Origin of the sequence: Candidatus Enterococcus murrayae, from assembly GCF_017315985.1 — a bacterium.
Taxonomy (GTDB): Bacteria; Bacillota; Bacilli; order Lactobacillales; family Enterococcaceae; genus Enterococcus_A; species Enterococcus_A murrayae.
Genome location: NZ_JAFLVR010000005.1, coordinates 49,208 through 68,164, shown reverse-complemented (window position 1 = coordinate 68,164; position 18,957 = coordinate 49,208). Strand labels below are relative to the sequence as shown.

Below are 18,957 nucleotides of genomic sequence, written 5' to 3'. Positions count from 1 at the left end.
TAATTTCGTTCCCTTTTTTACTATATGTTGAAGTATATAGGATTTTCATAAGTTTTTCTGATGCTTAAAGTAGATTTTTAACGTTTAAATTATACGAAAATAAAATAAATATAAAATAACTCTAATCATTTATCTTCAGATGTTATAGAATTGATAGAGATAAATGGTGTTAGGAGAAAAATCTTTGATATTTATTAGTGGAATTAATTTTGTTTATCATCTGACTAATTTTATTTTTTTAGTCGTTAATCTTCTTGTGTTACAGCTAATGATTTATCTTCCAATGGCGTATTTTTATAAAGAAAAGCTCAATTGGAAATTTATCGCCAGCATGTTTGCCTTTTTCTTAATCTATTTCTTTTTGTATATGGATTTTCTAGATCGCTTGTTTAGTTCGATGAGGATTGTGAATTGCTTGCTGATCCTGTTTATGACCATATGTGTCCATGCCATCTTTGATTACTATACCAATGGCAGAGAAATGGCGTATCAATTCTTTCTGCTTTTTTTAGGATTCTTCATGATGGTGTGGTTTGAGTTCGTTCAATATATGTCTTTCCTCGTATATGAATGGTTCTCCATTGGCTCATTCATTCTATTTTATGGATTTTTACTTTTGGGTATCCTATTGTTTAAAATGATCTATCCATTTTTTAGGGAAAGAATTCCGCAGAGTCGAAGGGTATTCTATCTAATAGGCGGTGTGTATCTTTCATTTCATCTTTTCTTAAATGTAAAAGATATTTTGATTTTCTCTTTTAAACCAGAAGGCTTAAAAATCGTCCTAGCCAAAGGCCATCTTGCTACAAGCTTCATGGACAGTCTATCGAGTAAAGTGCGTTTACTATATTGGAATATGGATTATAAGGTACTATACATAGTTTTATTCGTTTTGATTACCTGTATTCCCATGTTCATTGTCATGCAGCTGATTATCAAGAAGCATCAAGACCATGAGATTATTCGATTACAAAATAGTCGTGAAGCAGAGATGAAAAAATATGTTGAGACGATTGAATCGTTTAACAAGGAAACACGGCAACTAAGGCACGATATCGGAAATGTACTGACTTCTTTAGGAATCTATATTTATCAAGAGGACATTGATCAGCAAGCACTTCAAAAATACTATCAGGAAATTAGTAAAGAGTTTGATATGCGGCAAATCACCAATATTCCGAATGGTAAATTGACACATCTAAAGAATCCTGAGGTTTTGGGATTAGTGTTGGACAAGATCATGCGAGCAAAGGAATTTGATGTTCGATTTTATTTAGAAATCAATGAATCCATTGATTATCCAAAGAAACGATTGATTTCGATCGTTCGAATTTTAGGAATACTATTGGACAATGCCTTAGAGGAAAGTAAAAAGTATCCTCAATCGAAGGTTCGCTTGGCTTTCATTCAGGTTGGCGAACACCAGATTCTGAGCTTAATTGAAAATGAGACACAAAATACACAATTTCTAGAACACTATCATGCTGGATCGCTCAAAAGTGATAAAGGAGCAGGGCATGGCAATGGACTGAACATCGTCAAATCATTAATTAAGGAAAATAAAGGGTTCAATTTAGACTGTAAACAAACAGAGAACACGGTTTTATTTAGTTTTTCATCGATGGGAGAAGGAGGGTAAACTTGGTACGAATCTATATTTGTGAAGATAATCAGCAGCATTTAACAGAAATCAAACGTCATGTGAGTTACTTCATGTCTTTTTCTAAGTGGCATATGCAGATAGCGGCGGCATCAGTATTTCCAGAGGATATCTTGAATCAGCTAGTGGTAGATGAGGAACCGAATATTTATTTATTTGATGTTGATTTAAAAGATACGAGCCCTATGAATGGCTTTCAATTGGGGCAGAAGGTTCGGGAGAGAGATCCGAATGGTTACTTGATCTATTTAACCAGTCATCTGGAATTGTCCTATTTATCCTTTCAATACCATGTGAAAGCAATCGACTATATTGAGAAGAATGGTGCAGGGGATTGGCGTACGCGTTTAACGGATTGCTTGAAGGCAGTTGAGAAGCAGCTAACCACCGATCAAAATAATCGGGAGAAGCAGGTCATAGAATTGTTTACCTTCTCTGGACTTACGAATTTCTTTGTGGATGAACTGATTGCCTTTGAGGCAATACCAGATCATAAGCTGATTCTTTATTCCCATAATGAAAAAACGACTATTTTACAGAAGACATTGGATCAATTGGAACGAGAATTACCCGAAGCGTTCTTTCGCCCCCATCGAAGTTTTCTTATCAATTCCGATAGAATCGACAGGATCGAAACGAACTTTTCAACAGTTTATATGCAGAATCAACTAGCCATACCCGTTGCCCATCGGAAACGAAAAGTCTTACGTGAGAAAAAAGGAACAGACTACAGTAACAACAAATAATAAGATCGCTCTTAAGTTCAACTTGAGAGCGATCTTTTTTACGTCTGGGAATCCTGAACGTTAATTATCGTAAAAAAAAGTGACTTCAGGAAAACATTTCATACATTGGGGAATAAATCAAAAATTGAGATAAAAATAACTGTATATTCTAGTTAAGGAAAGACAAAAAAAGTTCCTATTCCTTTATAGAATAGGAAACAGTAACTAACTATTTACAAAATAAAAATACAAAATGACGATTACATGTTTATTTTAGTTTAGAGTGACTATAATTGTCAATCCTTTAATCAAAAACTTTTATTTTTTTAATGATAAAGGATGGTTCCCCTTAACAGAAAAATGTATTTGTACGAATTCATTCGAAAATACCAAATTTTTGGTTGGATTCCCACCTTTTCTGAAAAACGTCAGAAAAGCCGTCAATTTGTGAACAGTAGGAGGATGTATATGAGCCGAACTGGAGAAAATATTTATCGACGGAAAGATGGTCGATGGGAAGGACGCTATATAAAAGGGCGCCAGAGTAATGGAAAGCTTCATTATGGCTATATATATAGCAAAAGTTTTCATGAAGTAAAAGAAAAACTCTTTCTATACAAAATGCACTACAAAGAAAATTATCTAAATCGACGCAAGAGCAACGTCCAATCGATTACCTTAGAGGACTGGGCATTAGGGTGGCTATCGTTACAAGAAAAAAAAGTAAAACCCAACACCTATATTAGTTATGAAAGCAAGATGAAGAATCATCTATTACCTATTATAGGAGACATTCCTCTAAAAGAACTAACGACCATAGAATTGCAACAGGCAGTTAATGAATTAGAAAAAGGATTGAATCCTTCTTCATTAAAAGCAGTTTTCCGAGTGTTAAGAACTTGCTTGAATGATGCGGTGAATAAGGAAGTTCTATTGAACAATCCATTAAAAAAGGTGACATTTCCATCCGAGAATAAGGCTCAACTAAAGGCTTTTACCGCCGAAGAACAGGAACAAATCATTCAAGCAATCAATGATGAAAAAGACCTGCCGATTCTATTCGCCCTTCGAACCGGACTAAGGATCGGAGAAATTGCAGGACTCCAATGGTCAGACATTGACTGGAACAGGAAGATCTTATACGTGAGACACAATGCTCAAAGAATAAAAATAAAGGATCAAGAAAAGCAATCCAGAATCGTTATCGTGCCACCAAAAACAGACCTCTCCCATCGAGTAGTGCCATTGAGTGAGGAATTGGTGGAGCTATTATCTGAACTAAAGAAAACAAGCCCTTCTGATTTCGTCTTTTCGAGTAAAGAAGGACCAGCTGATCCACGAACGATTAGAAACCATTTTAAACGACTAAAGAAACTAGCTAACGTATCCGATTTACCTTTCCATGCTTTACGACATAGCTTTGCGACACGTTGTATTGAAAAAGATGTACCTGTAACAACAGTCAGCTCATTATTAGGTCATAAATCAGTCAAAATGACCTTAGACATCTATACAGACAGCTTCATTCGAGACAAGCGAGAAGCGATCTCAAAAATAGGGTAAATAAAATCCCATTTTTTCTGAGACTAGTCGATGAATCGTCAATTGAAGCAAAAAAGCCCCAATACCAAGGCAATGAGGAGGTTTCCTATTCTATAAAGGAATAGGAAAAAATAGTTTTATTTACAATAAAAAACTATAACACAGACGCATTATTTTTACCAAGGTATCATCCTGAGAAATCAGGTTAGATATAAATATAAAAAACAAACAAAAAGGAGAGAGAAAGAAATGAGTAAAAAGAAATTGGTTGCTGGCTTATTGGCTAGTGCAAGTGTATTAGGCATTTGTTTATCTGGAGGAACAGCGTTAGCGGCAAATGTACAAGAGGAAGATACAACAGTAGGAATTGGATTTAAAGATCATGATAACCCTGAACCTAAAGGAGACTTAAGTATTCAATGGTTACCAAAATCTTTTGCATTTGGCGATGCTAATGACGTGAATTTGGTCACACATAGTTTCCCACTGAAGGATACATCAGAAAAATATGTTGTAGTTAACGATGCACGGGCGGACGATCCAGTGAGTGATGAATGGAAGTTGTCAGCCAAATTAGGCAAATTGACATCAGCTGACGGACACAGACTGACTGGAGCAAAATTATCATTCAATAATGAAGTAAAGGCTTATGACGGTGGAACAGCTCACCCAGATACAACGAATGTTGTAGCGGCTCGTACAGAACATACGGCTGTTGCTATTGCAACAACTACAATTGATGAAGATGGTACTGCCCAAGAAGTAATGCAAGATAATGGTAAAGGTGGCGGTCACTCATTCAAAGGGAAGACGGCGACTCAATTAAGTGGAATGGCTCTAGAAATCCCTGGTAGTAGAGCGGTAGAAAAACAATCATATACAGGTAAAGTTACTTGGTCATTGGATGACACGATCTAATTCATAGAAATCATTTTAAAGGGAGCGGGAGTGAGTCTCCTCGCTCCCTTTATAGTAGGAGGACGCCATGGCAAAACGATATGACAAACTCATCAGAAAAATTATGCTACTGACCATCATTGGATGTTTCTTATTCCCACAATACAGCTTTGCGGCGGATTCTAAGGAAAAGGAAAATGGTCAAAGTCCTGCTGGTTTTACAGTCGAAAGTGTTCGACCAGAGAATCAGGTGGATATGACCAAGACTTACTTCTACTTAAATGTTGAGCCAAACAAACCGCAAACGATTCAAGTTAAGGTTCGAAGTATGCAGAAAGATCCTGTCACTGTTAAGATCGCCGTCCATGATGCCGTCAGCAGCTCTGTAGGAGCGATTGACTATGCGCAAAGTGAACCAAAGCTGGATAAGAGTCTCAAAAATCCGATCACGAGTTTTGTAAAGGTGAAGGATGATATGAAAGAGATTACTGTCGCTAATAAAGAGGAAAAAATCGTGGAGTTTGAAATCACTCCGCCAAATGATCCTTTTACCGGTGTAAAGCTTGGCTCTGTCCGCTTTGTAAAAAAAGAAGACAAAGCAGATAAGAAGAAAGAGGGCTTGGTTTCTGAATACGCATACGTGATTGCATTGATGTTGACCGAAGATGACGAGGAAGAGTTCAATCACGGAGCGGATCTTCACTTGAAAAAAGTTCGTCTAGACTTATCCAATGGACGCAAGGTGATTGCGGCTCGGATTCAGAATGATCAACCAAAAGTGCTGCAGGAAATGGTGATCAAAGGACATATCACTAGAAAAGGTGAGACAACGGTTCTTGATGAACACAAACAGGAAAATTTCTCTGTAGCACCGAATTCGAATTTTGATTTTAATATTCCACTAGGAATGGAGAATTTTAAAGCGGGTACCTACGTCTTTCACGGAGTAGCGAAGGGCGATGGGAAAACATGGCGATGGGATGAAGAATTTACGATCGGCAGAGAAACGGTCGATAAAATCAATGATAAGTCAGTATACAAAGTTCGTGTCCCTGAATGGGTACTATGGGCAGCGTTAGCATTAATTGCGGCACTGATTGCTCTGGTTGGGTATCTTGTCTATCGTCAGCGCCGTTGGCAGCAACCAGAAAGGAAGTGAGGGATGTGAACCGAATAAAAGGGGTGGTGATCGTGGTTTTATTGAGCCTTTGTTTTTCTTCTGCCGCTGTGGCGAGTGAAGAAACAGATGTTGGTATCAGCTTCGGCACTAGTCCGACAGAACCCGTAAAGCCGCGCCCTGAACCGGACAATGTTCTTCCTTTAACCAGTACAAAAAGCTACGAACCTACAGGAAGATTGCCGCAAACAGGGGAGAAAGGCCAATCGAAGTTTATGCAGCTGATTGGTGCGCTCTGTTTAGTCGGAGTGTTCTGGATGTTTCTATTTATTAGATTTAAAGATGAAGACGAGGAGGACGAGGGGTATGAATATCAATAAAATAGGTAAAACAACCGCTCTCCTTCTATTGTTGGGAAGTCTAACGGCACCCGTTTCATTGGTTCAAGCAAAGACATATGAAGACGTACCAACAGCAGAATCATCAATCCTTTCCCGAACCGCCGATCCAATCCAAGTCTCACAAGAAAGATTGAAACAAGTAGAAACAGAAGACAGTGAAGAGAAAACCGAAGAAACAACCGAAGAGTCAACCAAAGAAACTGAGACCACCGAAAGCAGTGAAGAGAAAGAAAAAGAATCATCGGATGATGAGACTAAGGAATCAAGTACAGACTCTTCAACAGAAACAACGGATTCAAGTGAAGAAAAAGAGAAGAAGAAACAGTCAAGAGCTACTTTTTTAAGAGAAGGAACTTATGGGTTAAATGATCCAAGTACGTATGATATTGATAAATCATTGTCCACTTTATTAAGGTATGGTTCTACTTCTAATCATACTAATATTGATTTTACAGGTAGAGGTAAAGCAGCAGGGGCGTTAACTGACGAAGACATGAAAAGCTTGAAAACTTTTACTAATAATACTGGGAGTTTAGTTAGAGCGTTAGATGTGAAAGGCCTTGAATATGCTATTAACTTGGAAAATTTAGAATTGAGAAGTTTTACAGCGTCAATGAATGTAAATGTAACTTTTGGTGCTAATGGCAAACTGGATTTAAGTAAAAATACTAAGATAAAAAATATCTTTTTAATGACCACCGAACTAAAAGAAATAGATTTATTACAAAATACAGAAGTAATTCTCTTGTCTATTTGGGATGCACCTGATTTAGCAGAAGTTGATACGTCTAAACTAGCTAAATTAGAAAGATGTGATCTACTAAGACTTCCATCGCTTACTAAAGTAGATGTAACAAATAGCCCTCTATTGAATACATTAAGGATAATTAGTGCTCCGATAAAAACAATTGATCTGACCAGTAATCCGTTATTGGGGCAGGCAGGACTCACTATTCAGAAAACTAAAATTTCTGAAGTTCCAGACCTACGAAATAGTCCATCGGTCAATGGGAAGCTTGATTCAAACTATATAAGTGATATAAGATCCTTAATGTTCTTGGACGAAAACAAGAGAACTGGGCTTAGTGTCTTTGGACAGCAAATACAAGTACCTATCCCATATATAGATGAGAATAAGAATGCGACACTAGATTTATTGCATACCACGAATCAAAGAGGTTTGAGTGTTTCAAATATAAATATTACTGGTTCGCCTGTACTAACTCCTAATGGAGATAAAATTGAATTATCTAATGTCACACGTGCTAGTTTAAATGGGAAATCACTTTCATTTTTATATGATTCAAACGAATTAGCAGAGAAATCTGGCTTTAATGGAACAATTACATTTTATGTAGCAAGTTCTTTAAAAAACGAGCTAACCGCTTCAAAGAAGAAATTTACTTCTGGAGATACGCTTGATTGGACTTGGGATATAAAAAGTGTTTCCGAAGAAACTGCTAAAAATGTTTATCCTACTTTAAATTTACCTGCTGGATTATCATTTGTGGCTGGGAGTGTGGAGATTGATGGTACTCCTGTAAGTGATAGTGCAATTGATGGTAGTACGAGTCTAGGTGACCTTGCGGAAAATCAAGGAAAGACTATTACCTTTAAGACAAAAGGAATCGGTTCTGTTGAAGAATGGTTTGAAGCAAAAGGAAAATTGAATTGGGAAGATACATCCAAAGAAAGTCCGTTTGAATCAGAAAGTAAATATGGCGTTCAAATAGAAGACGAAGAACAAACCTACACTCCTAAACCATCCGAAGAGATGGGGATCTTATCTGTTCCGGTTCGGTTTGATTATGGAATCAAGGATATGTCGAATACGACGCAATCGTTTGGTTTGTCTCCTGATTTGTATCAGACCAATACCAATGTTGTGACGAATGGGTTCTATACACGAGTGAAGGATGATCGTTCGACGAGTACTGGATGGAGTTTAACGGCTCAATTGTCTAGCTTTGTCGATGTGAATGATAACTCTCGAGGGATGCCGGATAGTCATGGAACGGCTTTGCGATTAGAGGATATGTCGATTGAAGCGATCAAGGATCGGGATACTCCCGATGAAGCTGTTGATCCAGCGCCAGCTAGTCCGCAGCCGGGTACGGTGAAGAGTAGTGAAACGATCGTCGCTGGACAGTCTGCCAAGACCTTAGTCTCCGCTCAGCCATATACGGGACAGGGAAGGCACATGACAATTCCAATATGGTTAGGCGTATTTATCGCTATTGCAGTCGTTAGTTTGGTTTGCTTTCTGCTCTTTTTCATTAAAGACAGTCGGCTTCGTCTCGTTGTCGAGGCAAAATCAACGGTTCTGCTGGCAGATTGTGGATTGCTCTTTATCGCTATTGTAGCAATCGTCTGCGCAATCTTGCTGTATCTAAATTGGCAGGAGCAATTGAACTATTTCAAATAAGTCGCTAAGAGGTGACTACATGCAGATGTACTCACCTCTTTACTTTTATGAGAGGAACAAAAGAGCATGGGACTATTACAGTGGATCAAAGACACCTATATGGAAGGCTATAACGAAGCCAAGGCAGAACAGGAAGAAAAGGATGCACAGCAATTATCAGAACAAGAAAAGTTTAAGGAAAATGTATCGTCCATTCCATTAGAGAAGCGACTACTCATTTCAGTCGCGGCGCCTTTTCGTGTCGTTACTTTTGGCGATTGGTTTACCTTGTTTAAGGAAACCGAGGAGAAGGACGAGTATCTGCCGATCCATCTTCATACCTTTGGTGAGGGCTTGGTGTTGAGTGAGGATCAGAAGAAGCGATTGCTGGAGTCCTTGAACAAGGATTTTCAGGTGGTGGATCGTGATTCTGCCCTTCGTTCGTTGGAAGAAATGACGGAGACCAATTGGAACTACTTTGATGAATTAATGGATGATGCGCAGTTGACACGAGTCGATTATTTTCAACAACCGGAAGTGGGAGCGCTCTATGCTGTATTAGTAGCTGTTTCGGGGTATATGCTGACGGCTTCGGTGGATGTTGGTTTTCTATCAGAATCGGAAGCGTTGCAAGCCATGGAAGAACTGCTCAAGGATTTTCCGATTATTTTTACTGATTGGGCAGATTATCGCAATCATTTTCTAGCTGGTAATCAGCAGACGCACCTGAATAAGGGAATCAGTCAGAAAGCGTTAAAAAAATATACGAGCTATCTTCTAACCAAATCAGGGAGTCCGTGGCAATGGTTGTCACTTCAGGAAATCAGAGGGATGCAGATGGAATAAGTACATAGACTATTGGGCGATTAGACAGGGATCACTCGTGTTCATAATAGTCAGAGTTTTTAGAAAAGGAGGAGGGAGCCGTTCATGAAAAGTGTCTTACTGCTAACCAAATCACCCATGAGTGAACAGGCACTGGAACAGCAATTACAATGCTTGGATTGTGAAGTATACACGTCAAGAAATACGTTGGATAGATATTTAAGCGGTGACGGCAACCCACGATTCGTTAATAATTTTGACATCGTGCTCTTGAGCGACACCGTCAGTAAAAATGAAATGGCACAGCTGATTCCTGAGTTGAATGATTCTCATGCGTTCATCTTCCGGCGGGCAGATGCTTCATTGTCCGAAGAAGAGAAGAGGAGCTGGTCGAAGTACAGTAATTTCTACTGGATCAATCAGGAGAACTCGCTGGAGGAACTGCGGGAGTTGATCGATCAGACCGGCGTGCGAGGGCATCGCTTGAGCTCGGGTACCAATATCGTGCCGCTGAATTGGAAGCAGGAAAAGGAGCTCAGTAAATTTGTCCTAAGCACCAATGAACGGAAGCTGCTGATCCTGCTCTATCAAGCCAATGGAACCGTCCTATCCAGAGAGCATTTAAGTCTCGCGCTTTGGAACCAGCCAAAATCAAATTCGACTATGGCACAGTTGTCGACGATCACCAATCGGCTGCGTCTGAAGCTGGCGAATCAAGGGGTGATTGGCGATACGATCGTCACGGTCTGGGGATTTGGCTATAAGCTAACCGATGAATTTTATGATCAAGTCAGTTATCGCGAGCCGGTACTGGATGAAATGTAATCAGAGTCAAGGTGCTTATGAGAAATAGAGCGCCCAAAAAGGGGGAATAGAAAGATGAAAAATATTATTGTATTAACCAAATCATTAATCAGTGAACAGGAGCTAGAACAACAGCTGCAGCAGCTGGACTGTGAAGTGTATGTGAGTAAACGAGTGTTGGAGCAGTGTCTCTATGATGAAGTGAACCTGAATTTATTACGCAGCTTTGAAATTATTCTTGTCAGCGAGACCATCAGTAACAATGAACTCAGTTGGCTCCTGCCAGCGATCAAGGAAGCAAATGCCTTTATCATCCGAAAAACAGATAGTGACCTGTCTGGAGAAGAGAAAAGAGACTGGAAAAAGCAAGGCGTCTTTAGTTGGATCAAGACACACAATACATTAGAGGAATTAAGAGAATCCATCGATGAAGTGGTGAATCGCAAGAATGCGAAGTCGCTTACGTCAAATATCGTCGCTCTCAGACGTTCCAATGAACAAAAACGATTCAGTACTCTGACCCTTACCCATAAGGAGCGCCGGTTAATGACACTTCTTTTCCAAGCCAATGGGTCAACGGTTTCTCGTGAAGAGCTGAGCTATAAGTTATGGGGAAAAGCTCCTTGTAATTCCACCTTGACGCAATTATCGACCTTGACCAATAAAATGAAAATCAAACTGGCGGAACAAGGCATCTACGGAGATATTATCCAAACGGTCTGGGGTGTCGGCTACAAATTAATGGATGATTTCTATGATCAAGTGATCTCAGATGAAGTAGTCGTGGAGATGTAAAGACAAAAGGAGAGACTTATGAAGAAAGCCTTAGGTAGTGCAGCGGTTATTCTGCTACTGGGAATAACCCTGCGATTAGTAACCGGCCAACAATTAAGAGCCGATGATGCGCCGCAGCAAACCACCGACACTTCCGTCACCAGCGTCGACTCACTGGCATCAAGTGAACCAGCACCAGCTGAGGAGCCGCAAGAATCGACTCCTGCGGTAGATGACTCTGAGGAGATTCCGGTGATTCCTGAGAATTCAACGAGTGTTTCGATGGAAGAGTCTGTTTCTGAAGCGCCCAGCTCTTCAGAAAACACCACCGATTCTTCTTCTGAGGAATCAGTGGAATCCAGTACGAGCAGTTCAAGCAGCAGCTCAACCAGTACAACGAGTAAAACGTCAACGACGAGCGCCAGCTCTTCGTCAAGCACTAGTACGTCAACAACGAAGAGCAGTTCCTCGACCGTGCCGACAAAAGTGACCTGTGATCTATCTACGGATATATCGCAGACACATTCCAGCAGTACCCAAAGCTCCACGGTGGAACCTCCGAGCAGCAGTACCGATCCATCCATCCCAGAGACGGAGACAACGGTGGTGGTGCCAACAGGTTCAGCCTATTCCGGCATCAGTGGGCTGTCTAGTACAGCAACATTAGGACTGGACAAGGCGTATCAAACCAGTGACTTTGCGGATTCTGAGCTGAAGGGCTTCGAGTTGCCGCTATTGTCTTCCTTTAAGGATCAACGTCAAGCGGCCTTGATCTATGAAGCGATCAAGCAATTAAGTACGGAGCAAGAAGAAACTTTAACGAATGAAGGCTTTACTTCGGCTATCTATCAGCGTGTCCTGCAACAGGATTTGACGAATCTGATGGAGCTAGAACAAAGTGACGAACAGCTCGTTGCAGGCGATGTGCTTTATTTCGAAAAGGACAAAGAAAAAATCTGTGCGGGCATCTATCTTGGCGACGGCTACCTCTTGGCTGTGAAGGAAACAGCAGACGAGGAGCAGGAAGAAGCCGAAGAAACCCACAGGTCTAGTGAGAAAACAGAAACGACAAGCAACACAAAAGAAAAGAAGGCAGCAAAGAAAACAACTAAAAAGACCACAGAGTCTAAGGCGAAAACTTCCGAAACAACCACAAAAGACTCCTCAGACGAGAAAGTAGCAGCTGAGGATGAGAGCAAGGATGAGGAGGAAGTCGAAGAACGACTGATCGTCCAGCAAACCTCTGATCGCGATGCCAAAGGAAAATGGCTGGTGCTGCGGGAAGAGGCGAAGGAGCTGACTGACTATGGTCAAGGTCTATTGAAGGAATATCCGGCTTCCATGGACTTTACCGCAAGTGCCCAGACCCAGAAGTTTGTCGAAACAATTGGGGAAGATGCGCAAAAGCTGGGGCAGGAATATGATGTCTTCGCTTCAGTCATGATTGCTCAAGCCATATTGGAGAGCGGCTCAGGAACAAGTGGGCTTTCTGTTGCGCCTTATTACAATCTGTTCGGGATCAAGGGCAGCTACAAGGGCAATGCCGTAAATATGTCGACGCAAGAAGACGGTGGCAGCGGCAACATGTACACGATTCAGTCTGCCTTCCGCGCGTATCCAAATTATGCGGCTTCGTTAGGGGATTATGTCGAGCTGATTCGTGGAGGGATCAGTGGTTCTGAGAATTATTACCAAGATGTCTGGCGCTCAAAGGCGAAGAATTACCTGAGGGCCTCAGAGAAGTTAACAGGAAAATATGCGACGGATACGAGCTATCACCGCAAGCTGACTTCCTTGATCTCGGTCTATCACCTGACCCAATACGATAAGCAGCAGGTGCAGGCAGAAACACCGCTGAATGGTGGTAATGAAACAGGTATCTTCATTAAAGGCAAGGGTGAGATCCCAGAGGAATACGCCAAAATTATGAAATACGATGACTACAACGGTGTGAACTACAATACCTCGGGTTCATATCCAGTCGGTCAATGTACGTGGTATGCCTTCAATCGTGTGGCTCAGCTGGGCAAACAGGTCGATGACTTTATGGGCAATGGCGGTGAGTGGGCGATCAAAGGAAAAGCCCTTGGCTATGAAGTCAGTCAAAAGCCAAAGGTCGGTCGTCTGATCTCCTTTAGACCTGGCGTCGCTGGCTCTGATCCACGATACGGGCATGTCGCCTTTGTCGAAGCTGTCGGACCGAACGGAATCTTGATTTCAGAAGGTAATGTCTATGGCGGAACGACGATATCTTATCGGGTGATTCCGAATGACTTAGCCTTATCCAATTCGGTGGCTTATGTGACACCGAAATAGAAGAGAATGAGCAGGAATGAAAAAAATTGTCGTATGTAGTATCCCCGTTTTGTTCGTCCTGCTGGCTGTATGGATGATCGGTCATTTCAAGATTCATCCAGTCAGCGGGACATCAATGGAAGAAAAGCTTCATGACGGGGATCATGTCGTGGTGAATACACAGAGTACAATCGAACGTTATGATGTGGTGGGATTCTCCTTGGGTGGGGAGTCCGATCTTTATGTGAAGCGGGTCATCGGAATGCCGGGAGACCGGATCATCGTGGCGAACCAAACAATGATCATCAACCTAAATGAAGCAGGAGACTTAACAACGACCTATCAGGTGAAGCTGAGTAAACAGACCGCTGACAAATTGAGGCAGCTGAAAGAAATCCCTAAGGATAATTATTTTTTATTAGGGGATCATTTGGATGTCTCCAATGATAGTCGCAGCTTTGGTTTTGTTTCCCGTTCGTTGATCGAAGGAAAGATCCAGCTTCGCTTATACCCGCTGCAACGAATCGACACGATCAGTTAAGAGAGGAAGAATGCCGTGGCAATTATTTATTTCATAGGGATTATTCTGGTGCTATTAGTGATTAATATCGCCATCATCCTGTCAAGAATCTATCTGCAGGATCAATTGAATTATGCCAAAAAGACCAATACAGAGTCGATTTCGTTTCAACGAAAATTTTCCTATATTCAACAAAAAATCGTAGCCAAGCATTCTACTTGGCTGCTTATTATAAGTGCAAGTCTGACCGTGTGTCTGATCTTGATGGTCTTTGTCATTTTTCAGCTGTCGAGTGACAATCAGGCAGCCATGAAGCGACTGGCAAAAGCCGAAGAAGAGACGGTCAAGCTGACTCAGCAGCAGGAAGATATTATCAATCAGTCAGTGATTCAATCCTATCCGCAGAAGGGGATCGGGATTGCCGATTATAACTGGGAAGAGGTCTTCGGCGAGAAAGGCAAGGAGCAGCAAGCCGCCATCGAAGGCGAGCTTTCCCAGTCGATGGCTCCTTACTTCGGCTCAACAACGGCGTTGACAATGGTGGAGGTTTCTTCGCAGAAGCTGACGATCGCCTTTGCCAGCACCCCAGGAGCGAAGCACAATAAGAAATTGGTTTTAGATAATATCACCGCTTTGGTCAAGGAAGCAGAAGGAATCAATCAATTGACCCAAATCAATTTTCAAGCGGCCTTCAAAGAGGGCGAGGAAAAAGAAGATTATCAATGCTCGTACCAGCGAGAAAATGGAGACGCGCAATTTCAATTAATTTCAAAAGAAAATGAAGGGAACGGTGAGTAGTTCAATGGAGAAAAAGAAAAAACGCGAAGGATTTTTTAGTAAGAATATTATCGGAGATATCAATGATGTCCCTGATACGCTAGTGGATCTCGGTGAGAAAAATGATGAAGATAAGAAACGGATCGAAGAGCTGGAAAAACAACTAAAGATCGCTCGCGAAGAAAAAGCAGCGCTTGAAATTGTTCAGGATACGAAGGATTCAGAAATGAAGAACACCTTGGATGCACTGAAAAAGCAAAATCGAGAAATGGCATTACGAGTTGAGACGCTGGAAATGGAGAAACAAACTTTGCGAAAGGCGGCGGATCATTCGAATCAGCCTTCAGCGGAACACTTAGAAACCGTCGATGCCTTAAAACGAGAAAACAAACAGCTGATGGTCCGGCTAGGGAAATTAGAAATAGATAATGATGAACTGGAGGCTGACGTCCTGCAGCTCGAACCAGAAGTGCTGGAATTAAAAAAAAAACTTGAGCAAGTAGAAAGCGAGCGGCAAGCCATGATAGAAGCGACAGAACGATTGAAGGAAGAAAATCAAAAGGTGATCGCCTTGAATGAGGAGATCCGACAAGAAAATGAAACAGCGAAACATGAGATGCAAGCAGAAAAAGAAGCCATTGCTGAATTAAAAAGGCAAGTCGAAGCTTTGTATAACGAGAACGAAGACTTGAAGCTGCGTAATGACCAGTTGGAAGAAGAACGAACCGATGAAGAGGTCGAGATCATCCATAGTGAGAACAATCAGCTAAAACAGGAAAACAACCGTCTGAAGGTTCGCATCAAAGGCTTAGAAGAATCCACCTCAAGCAAACTCGAGCTCCATGAACAGGAAATGGCCTTGAAGCAGGAACGTGAAGCCTTGGAAGCAGAAATCTTCAAGTCCCAACAGGAAATCGGGGAAGTCCTCTTGAATGCACAAAAACAAGGGAGCCGTACGATTGAACGAGCGAAATTCGATGCGGATGAAATCCTCAAATCAGCCAACGAAGAACTACAGACGATCAAGATGCAGGTGAAGGATATCGCCTTAGAGGTGGAAGAATCCAAACAGAGTGTGGTAGGGATCTATTCGGAATTACAAACACGGATTCGTAAGATGGCAGACGGTGTGAACGAAGTCAATTAAGCAAAAAGGGAGAAGAATATGAATAAAAAAGTGTGGAGTCGGTTGATGGTGGTTTCTTCTTGTGGATTGGTATTATCTGGGTTGCCAGTCGCACAGGCGGAAGAAGTAAGTGACACTTTACCGACAGAAGAACAAGCCGTGACAATCGAAGAGCCAGCGGCTGCAACGGAACAATCAAAGGAACAAGTCGAAGCAGCTCCTGCCGCTACGAAAACGACTACTGAGGTAGAAAGTTCCAAGGAACAAAGCCAAAGGAACGAAAAAGCTAAAGTAGCTGTTCCCTCTCTCAAAGGCGTCAAGAATCAGACGATTAAAGCAGGCACTTCCTTTGATCCCAAAGCTGGAGTGACGGCTAGTGACGTGATCGATGGTGATCTGACCAAACAGATTCAGGTGATTGGTTCTGTCGATAGTCATCAGGCGGGTACCTATTCATTGACCTATACCGTGAAAAACAGTTTTGGTGAAACAACTTCAGAAACCGTAACGATTCTAGTAGAAAAAGCGGAGCAAACCGATCGGACGAGAGTTCGGCGGAGAGAATATACCTTGGAAATCGCGGACTTCGCCACTTGGCGAGGCAGCGATCTCAACGCTCAAATCATTGAGCGCCTCGTGCTAAAGGATGCCAATGGGGAGGTCGCTTCGTTGGACGATGTGGACGCCTTTACGATTGATCAGCCAAAAGCGACTGATACTGTGGGTAAGAAGACTGTCAAACTAAGTGTCACTGCCAGTGATGGGACAATCAGTGAGAAGACGATTACGGTGACGGTTGTTAACGGCTTACGCATCGAAACGAAAGATTTCAGTAATCGGGGCGATATGATTGATTTATTCGAGGGCATTCAGGCGTTTGAAATGCTGGCGGATGGTAGTGAAGTCGAATTAGGTAGTTATGATCCGACAACCAAAACAGGGATTGAAGTGATCAAAAACATGATTGATATGAAGACGCCTGGCGAGTATGAGCTTGTATATCGTGTTCACAGCAGTCTGGGTGAAATCGTTGATAAGCGTGTGACTGTCACTGTGGTGAAAACACTTTTTCCTCAATTGCTTGACATTGAGGTTAGCGATCAGGTGATGACGGTTGGGGATGTATTGACGAGTGAGATGATTTTAGATTGGGTAAAGGTATCGGAGGATTGTCTCGTTTCCTTTGAAGTGCTGGATCGAACCATTCCAGTGGATAGCGCTCAGCGCTTAACGACTGCTGGAACGTACCGCATCCGTTACACCGCTTCACTTGAAGGCGTTCCTTCGAATGATGTTGCAGTAAGCAAAGAAATCACGTTGACCGTTCGAGAACGACCTGTTTATTCGAATCCAACGATCCAGACTCGTACGCTTCGGACTTCGCCGCAATTAGGCAGCGTAAATACAGCGAAGCAATTACCAAAAACTGGCGACACATCGTCGAACTGGTTGATGCTGTTAACAGGCATCTCACTGGTGGCATTCGTAGCCTTTCTAAAAAGAGAACGACTGCTTTCACCGCTTACGAAGAAAAAATAAACGGAGGGGCAGAGTATGAGTTGGGAATATGATAGGGGAATGATTCTTTTCCTAAGTGCTTTAGGAGTATTTATCCTCTTTTGTGGAATCATGGCGATTCGCTCCGTCAAAAAGCAAAAACGACTCAGCCCAGAAGAACGACAGCTGCAGCAACGAATCAGTCAGGAAATGGGTCGGCGTGGAGTGGTCCTCTTTTTCGCGATTCTATGGTTAGCCAGTGGGATGTTGGTCTTTAGTCTTTACGAAATGGAGCTCTTAGATCAGACATTCAAGATTCCCCGAGTTTTAAGCTTCTTTTACGATGTATTTGGTATTTCTACAGGGGCGATTGTACAAGTTGTCCTTTCCATTTTGGTGATTTTTATCACTATAGTTTCGATGATTCGGAAACGGAGAGTATTGTTGGCAGAGTTTCATTCAAATGAGTAGGGGGAAAAGCAAAATGAAAAAGTTTTTTGCGAGTGTTAGTCTTGTTTTGGTGTTAGGCATTCTTGGCGGTTGCGGGCCAAGTCCGCAGGAACAATATAAAGAAGAGCTGAAGAGTCAGGCGAAGATGAACGATCAAACATTCAAGATTACGATTGACAGTCTTTCGATCAACTCGAGTGAAGAGCAGAATGCGGAAGATAAAATGACCTATGATGTCGTTGAAAAGCAGCTAAAGGGATTATCGCTGAAGGGCACTATTTTAAAGGATAAGAAAACCAAAGATGTGGTTTTAACACTATCGACGAATCTTTTTGGTCAAGACTTGGATTATGAAGTTTTCACCAGCAACAAAACCAAGGATTACTACATTAAGGCTGATGCCTATAATCAAACCATTGAGTTCATCAAACAGTTCACCACGGAATTGCCAGTGGATGTGATTGATTCCAAAGTGATTCAAGGAAAATATATTCATTTGACCAAAGAGGAACTCGATGAGTCACTGGATGAAGCCAATGAGGTGAGAAGCATTTCTAGTAAGCAATATTCAGACTTCTATGATTCCTTGGACAAGGATTCATTCAAAAAGGAGGGGGATAAAATCACGCATCAATTCACCAAGAAGGAACTGGAATCCTTCGTAGACAGTCTTTCTGAGAAAAAGGACAAAGAATTACGAACGTCGATTGAGGAACGTTTGGAAGAATTAAAAAAATTAACCATAGATTTAACTGTAGATACTAAGAAGAAAACCAAAAAAGCGAAATTTGTCGCAACTACAAAACCAGTAGATGGTATATCTTACACTCTAAAAATGAGTATCGATCAACGGGCAAAAGACAGTGAGAAGCGTGTTAAGCTGCCAAGTAAGAAAGACAGCCTATCTCTTACGGAGTTCGCAAGAGAAGCAGTCAGTCTTACGGATGTTGAAGTCAGTGAAGAAGACATGCAGACATTACTTGAGAAGATACGTCAAAATAGCGAGTCTGTCGATGCAGAGACAGCAGAAAGATTTAAAGAAACCTATAAACATCTTTTGAGTGACGAGCAATTTAAGGAGCTTAGTAAGGTCTTGGATGAAATCGTTGCTGAGAATAGTCAGGTATAGAATTTGACTGAAGA

Annotated in this window: 17 protein-coding genes; all 17 read left to right on the top strand. The window is 41.6% G+C overall.

Annotated features, from left to right (window positions below; genetic code table 11):
- The first annotated feature begins 184 nt into the window (after positions 1–184).
- The 17 genes from JZO85_RS02840 (at position 185) to JZO85_RS02760 (ending at position 18,943) form a co-directional block, all read left to right on the top strand.
- Positions 185–1,639, top strand: coding sequence for a GHKL domain-containing protein (locus tag JZO85_RS02840; protein ID WP_207106996.1), 1,455 nt, complete (start codon positions 185–187; stop codon positions 1,637–1,639).
- 2 nt (positions 1,640–1,641) lie between these two features.
- Complete coding sequence (locus tag JZO85_RS02835; protein WP_207106993.1) at positions 1,642–2,406, top strand: LytR/AlgR family response regulator transcription factor; 765 nt, start codon at positions 1,642–1,644, stop codon at positions 2,404–2,406.
- Between the two features lie 447 nt (positions 2,407–2,853).
- The gene (locus JZO85_RS02830; RefSeq protein WP_207106992.1) at positions 2,854–3,948 is read left to right on the top strand and encodes a tyrosine-type recombinase/integrase; all 1,095 of its coding nucleotides are present in this window, start codon (positions 2,854–2,856) and stop codon (positions 3,946–3,948) included.
- 228 nt (positions 3,949–4,176) lie between these two features.
- Positions 4,177–4,845, top strand: coding sequence for a WxL domain-containing protein (locus tag JZO85_RS02825; protein ID WP_207106990.1), 669 nt, complete (start codon positions 4,177–4,179; stop codon positions 4,843–4,845).
- Between the two features lie 67 nt (positions 4,846–4,912).
- Positions 4,913–5,983: a WxLIP family cell surface protein gene (locus JZO85_RS02820; protein WP_207106989.1), complete on the top strand. Its 1,071-nt coding sequence runs from the start codon at positions 4,913–4,915 to the stop codon at positions 5,981–5,983.
- Between the two features lie 5 nt (positions 5,984–5,988).
- Positions 5,989–6,321 (top strand): EF2685/EF0750 family sortase-dependent surface protein, encoded by a 333-nt coding sequence (locus tag JZO85_RS23255; protein ID WP_207106988.1) that lies wholly within the window; start codon positions 5,989–5,991, stop codon positions 6,319–6,321.
- The gene (locus JZO85_RS02810) at positions 6,308–8,767 is read left to right on the top strand and encodes a WxL domain-containing protein (RefSeq protein WP_207106986.1); all 2,460 of its coding nucleotides are present in this window, start codon (positions 6,308–6,310) and stop codon (positions 8,765–8,767) included. Before JZO85_RS23255 ends, JZO85_RS02810 begins: the two co-directional genes overlap by 14 nt.
- A 66-nt stretch (positions 8,768–8,833) precedes the next feature.
- Positions 8,834–9,592, top strand: a complete 759-nt coding sequence (locus JZO85_RS02805) for a DUF1266 domain-containing protein (protein ID WP_207106985.1) — start codon at positions 8,834–8,836, stop codon at positions 9,590–9,592.
- 84 nt (positions 9,593–9,676) lie between these two features.
- Positions 9,677–10,396, top strand: a complete 720-nt coding sequence (locus JZO85_RS02800) for a winged helix-turn-helix domain-containing protein (RefSeq protein ID WP_207106984.1) — start codon at positions 9,677–9,679, stop codon at positions 10,394–10,396.
- Between the two features lie 54 nt (positions 10,397–10,450).
- Entirely contained in the window at positions 10,451–11,170 is a 720-nt protein-coding gene (locus tag JZO85_RS02795; RefSeq protein ID WP_207106982.1) for a winged helix-turn-helix domain-containing protein, read from the top strand.
- Between the two features lie 18 nt (positions 11,171–11,188).
- The gene (locus JZO85_RS02790) at positions 11,189–13,465 is read left to right on the top strand and encodes a glucosaminidase domain-containing protein (protein WP_207106981.1); all 2,277 of its coding nucleotides are present in this window, start codon (positions 11,189–11,191) and stop codon (positions 13,463–13,465) included.
- A gap of 16 nt (positions 13,466–13,481) precedes the next feature.
- A complete protein-coding gene (gene lepB, locus JZO85_RS02785) occupies positions 13,482–13,985 on the top strand; it encodes a signal peptidase I (RefSeq protein WP_207106979.1) in 504 nt (167 codons plus the stop codon).
- A gap of 15 nt (positions 13,986–14,000) precedes the next feature.
- Positions 14,001–14,762 carry a hypothetical protein gene (locus tag JZO85_RS02780; protein WP_207106978.1) on the top strand — a complete coding sequence of 254 codons (762 nt, stop codon included), beginning with the start codon at positions 14,001–14,003 and terminating at the stop codon, positions 14,760–14,762.
- Positions 14,763–14,766: 4 nt separating this feature from the next.
- Positions 14,767–15,888: a coiled-coil domain-containing protein gene (locus tag JZO85_RS02775; protein ID WP_207106977.1), complete on the top strand. Its 1,122-nt coding sequence runs from the start codon at positions 14,767–14,769 to the stop codon at positions 15,886–15,888.
- Positions 15,889–15,906: 18 nt separating this feature from the next.
- Positions 15,907–17,406 (top strand): immunoglobulin-like domain-containing protein, encoded by a 1,500-nt coding sequence (locus tag JZO85_RS02770; RefSeq protein ID WP_207106976.1) that lies wholly within the window; start codon positions 15,907–15,909, stop codon positions 17,404–17,406.
- A 15-nt stretch (positions 17,407–17,421) separates the two neighbouring features.
- Positions 17,422–17,835, top strand: a complete 414-nt coding sequence (locus JZO85_RS02765) for a hypothetical protein (RefSeq protein ID WP_207106975.1) — start codon at positions 17,422–17,424, stop codon at positions 17,833–17,835.
- Between the two features lie 13 nt (positions 17,836–17,848).
- The gene (locus JZO85_RS02760) at positions 17,849–18,943 is read left to right on the top strand and encodes a hypothetical protein (protein WP_207106974.1); all 1,095 of its coding nucleotides are present in this window, start codon (positions 17,849–17,851) and stop codon (positions 18,941–18,943) included.
- Positions 18,944–18,957: the final 14 nt, after the last annotated feature.